The organism is Falsiroseomonas oryzae, assembly GCF_027856955.1.
GTDB classification, from domain to species: Bacteria; Pseudomonadota; Alphaproteobacteria; order Acetobacterales; family Acetobacteraceae; genus Falsiroseomonas; species Falsiroseomonas oryzae.
Genome location: NZ_JAPSMD010000478.1, coordinates 1 through 3,838, shown reverse-complemented (window position 1 = coordinate 3,838; position 3,838 = coordinate 1). Strand labels below are relative to the sequence as shown.

The 3,838-nt window shown below is 75.2% G+C and carries 3 protein-coding genes; 1 reads left to right on the top strand and 2 read right to left on the bottom strand.

The window, feature by feature from the left end; translation table 11 throughout:
* Both OZN99_RS27345 and OZN99_RS27340 read right to left on the bottom strand, forming a co-directional pair.
* On the bottom strand, positions 1–642 hold a 642-nt coding region (locus OZN99_RS27345; protein WP_456299907.1), incomplete at its 3' end, for a hypothetical protein.
* On the bottom strand, positions 626–2,467 hold the full coding sequence (locus OZN99_RS27340) for an autotransporter assembly complex protein TamA (RefSeq protein WP_270938387.1): 1,842 nt from the start codon (positions 2,465–2,467) through the stop codon (positions 626–628). The genes OZN99_RS27340 and OZN99_RS27345, both read right to left, overlap by 17 nt.
* Before the next feature lie 82 nt (positions 2,468–2,549).
* Between OZN99_RS27340 and OZN99_RS27335 the strand changes: the two genes are divergently transcribed.
* Positions 2,550–3,701 (top strand): amidohydrolase, encoded by a 1,152-nt coding sequence (locus OZN99_RS27335; protein WP_270938386.1) that lies wholly within the window; start codon positions 2,550–2,552, stop codon positions 3,699–3,701.
* Positions 3,702–3,838: the final 137 nt, after the last annotated feature.

Below are 3,838 nucleotides of genomic sequence, written 5' to 3'. Positions count from 1 at the left end.
GCCACCGGGGTCGCCGCGCAGCGTGGCGCGCGCTGTGAGCCGGCCGGTCGCCGGCCGCAGCGCGGCCTCCGCCACCAGCACCGCCCCGCCCTCGATCAGGGTGGCGTCGAGGCCGAGGTCCAGCCCGCCGGCATCGAGCCGCAAGCGGCCCAGAAGGCTCAGCGCCAGCGGCTGGCCGAGCACCGGCTCCGCAACATCCAGCCGGCCGATGCGCGCGCGGTCCAGGCGGATATCCACCGGCAGGCTCGGCAACTGCGGGATCAGGCTGCCCGGCGCCGCGCCCGGGTCCGGCGGCGTGTCGCTGACGGGCAGGCGCAGCACGGCGATGCGCGCGGCACTGAGCGAATCGATCTCCAGCCGGCGGCGCAGCAGCGCGAGCCGCGTCCATGCGACGCTGCCGTCCTCGATCTCGAGCCAGACGCCGTTGGCATCCGAGAGCGTCAGCCGCGCGAAGCCCGGCGTCGACGAGAGCGGGTCGCGCAGCCCCTCGATGCGCAGGCCCGGCACCAGCGAGGCAAGCTGGCGTTCCACCCAGCTGCCGCCGCCGCCGTCCTGCGCGCCGACCGGCAGCGCGAGCGCCAGCAGCAGCCCGAGCAGGGCCAGCAGGCGCCAGCGACGTGCGGCGTCAGAAGCTCTGGCCAAGGCCGACATACACGCCGTAGCCCGGATCGCCCGGCAGCCGGCTCATCGGCACGGCGACATCCAGGCGCAGCGGCCCGATCGCCGTCCCGTAGCGCAGGCCGAGCCCGGCGCCGACGCGCACGTCGCCGAAATCCGGTGCCTCGCTCTGCCCGACCGCGCCGGCATCCACGAAGCCGACCACCCCGATCGGGCCCGAGACGCGCTGCCGCAACTCCACGCTCCCCTCAACCAGGCTCGACCCGCCGAGCGGGCGGTTCTGCGCGTCGCGCGGGCCGATGCCCTGGTAGGGGTAGCCGCGCACCGAGCCGCCGCCGCCGGCATAGAAGCGCTTGTCGAGCGGCACGGAGCCGTCCGCCCCGAGCAGGCTGCCGAGCGTGCCGCGCAGCGCGATGACGGATCCGCCATCGCCGGTGACGTCGAAATAGGTCCTGAAGGTCCCCAATGCCCGCACGAATCCCCCGCCCTCGGCCAGGTCAGCGTAGGGGATGACGTTGGCATCCGCACGGATTCCCCGCCGCGGGTCGAGCAGCGAGTCGGTGTCGTCGTACCGCCCGCCGAACACCAGGCCGGCCAGGGTGTAGGGCTCCAGGTTGCCGTCGCGGCCAATCCGCCCGGTCTCGAAGGTGGGTCCGGCGCGCAGCAGCCAGCGATCGCCGAAGGGGCGTTCGAGCAGCACCGTCGCGACGAAGGCGTCGCGGTCGTAGGCCTCGAGCCGCTCCCGCACCAGGGCGGCGTCGGCCACCAGGCTGGTGCGGCCGTCGAGCAGGGCGGGTCGGCGGAAGCTCGCGGCGATGCGCCAGTTGGTGTCCGCCGTGCCGCCGCCGGTGCCGAGCCGCGAGACTTCCGCCTCCAGCCGAAGCAGCTCGGCATTCCCGAAGACGTTGCGCCGTTCGTAGAAGACGCGGCCGGAGGGGCCGTAGACCGTCTCGTAGGCGAGCGTGATGCCGGCGGCGTTGCGCGGGCGGTCGTTGACCGTGAAGGTCACCGGCAGCCGCCCGGCCTGGTCGAGCCTGGTGCCGGCGCGGGCCCGCACGCCGTCGAAGGCACCGAGCGCCATCAGGTCGCGCCGGCCGCGTTCCAGCCGCGCCGGCGAATAGGGCTCGCCTGTCATGCGCCCGGCGACGCGGTCCAGCAGCGCCCGGTTGACCCGCGTCTCGCCCTCGACCTCCGGGGTGGCGAAGCTGGCGCGCGGCCCGGGCGAGACGGTCCAGGTGACGTCCATCGCCTGCGCCTCGTGGTCCACGATCACCTCGCGGTCGGCGATGGCGGCCAGCGGATGGCCCTCGCGCCGCAGCCGCTCGATCAGCGCGGCCTCGGCGTCCAGCACTGGGCCTGCGCTGGCCGGGTCGCCGCGGGCGATGCCGCCGGGCGTGCCGAGCGCGGCGACCGTCGGCGCATCGGCCTGCTCGGCCGGGCGGAGCGCGATGTTGCGCAGCGTGTAGCGCGTGCCGGGGATGACGCGCACCTCCACCCGGACCTCGCCCGGGGGCGCGGCGGCGAGTCGCTCCGCCAGCCCCGGCGTGCCGAGCGGCATGCCGGCCAGGGTGATCTCCACCCTTCCGCCCCACCAGCCCTCGGCGCGCAGCACCTCCTCCAGCCGGCGGGGCTCGGCCTCGGCGCGGGCGATCAGGCCGAAGGCGTCCACCGGAGCCTCCCCGGCCAGCGCACGAAGCTGCGAGGCTTCGGCGAGCTCGCGGTCCAGCCGTTCCTCGCCGGTCGGCACCAGGGTGGTGGCATAGGGCAAGGTCGCGTCCTGCGCCGCGGCCGGGGCCGCGGCGAGCAGGACGAGCAGCAGGATGTGGAACCGGGCGCTCAGCGACCTCACCGTGCCAGAAGGCGCCCGGCGGGCGCGGGGTTCAAGCGGCCGGGGGTGGAGCGGCCGGCGTCGAAGGGCTACCTGTCATGCCATGGATCCCACCTTCGCCGCGACCCTGGCAACCTGGCGCCGCCACCTGCATGCGCATCCCGGGCTGACGCTTCACGAACAGGATACAGCCGCCTTCGTCGCTGCGAGGCTGCGTGAGATGGGCGTGGCGGAGGTGGCGGAAGGCGTCGGCGGCCACGGCGTGGTCGCCACGCTGCGGCGCGGCGAGAGCAACCGCAGCGTCGGGCTGCGCGGCGACATGGATGCGCTGCCGATCGAGGAGCAGAACGGCGACCTGCCCTGGCGGTCGACCGTGCCGGGCGTGATGCATGCCTGCGGCCATGACGGGCACACCGCGGCGCTGCTGGGCGCGGCGCGGCTGCTGCTGGACGACCCGGGCTGGAGCGGCACGGTGCATCTGGTCTTCCAGCCCGCGGAGGAAGGCGGCGGCGGGGCGAAGCGCATGATCGCCGAAGGGCTGTTCAGCCGCTTCCCGATGGAGCGCATCTTCGGTTGGCACAACTGGCCCGGCCTGCCGGCCGGCACCATCGCGGTGCATGACGGGCCCGTGATGGCGGCAGGCTGCCGGTTCGAGATCGCCTTCGACGGCCATGCCAGCCACGCCGCGCTTCCGCAGCTTTCGCGCGACCCGATGGTGGCGGCGGGGCATTGCATCGTCGCGCTGCAGTCGGTGGTCGCGCGCAACCTCGACCCGCTGGCAGGCGGTGTGGTGAGCGTGACGGTGGTGGAGGGCGGCGAGGCGCAGAACCAGATCCCCTCCCGCGTCACGCTGAAGGGCACGGCGCGCTGGCTGGACGCGGCGGCCGGCACCGCCATCCGCGACGGCGTGCACCGCATCGCGCAGGGGATCGGCGCGACCTTCGGCGTAGAGGCCGCGGTCACATGGCGCCCGGGCGTCGATGTCACGGCGAACCACCCGGCGGAGCGGGACCTGGCTGCCGCCGCGGCCGCCGCGGTGGCCCCGCTTCGGCGCGACGTAGCGCCGGCCATGACCGGCGAGGATTTCTGCTGGTTCCTGCAGCAGGTGCCCGGCGCCTTCGTCTGGATCGGCAACGGCCCGGCCGAGAACGGGCGGGAGCTGCACAACCCGCGCTACGACTTCAACGACGCGATCCTGCCGGTGGCCAGCGGCTTCCTGGCGGAGGCGGCGAAGCGGGCGCTCGCGGCGGGGTAGGGCGGCCGAATGCGCCTGCTGGCGCTGGCGGTACGGCGGGACTGGCGCCGGCCGGGGGCCTGGCTGCCGCCGCTGCTGGCGCTGCTCGGCGCCGCCGTGCTGCTGGCGGCTGGCCCCGGCGTGTGGGCCTGGGGCGG

Bases quoted from the DNA above. Each gene is read 5' to 3' on its own strand.
- OZN99_RS27335 (WP_270938386.1), top strand. From the start codon at position 2,550: ATGGATCCCACCTTCGCCGCGACCCTGGCAACCTGGCGCCGCCACCTG.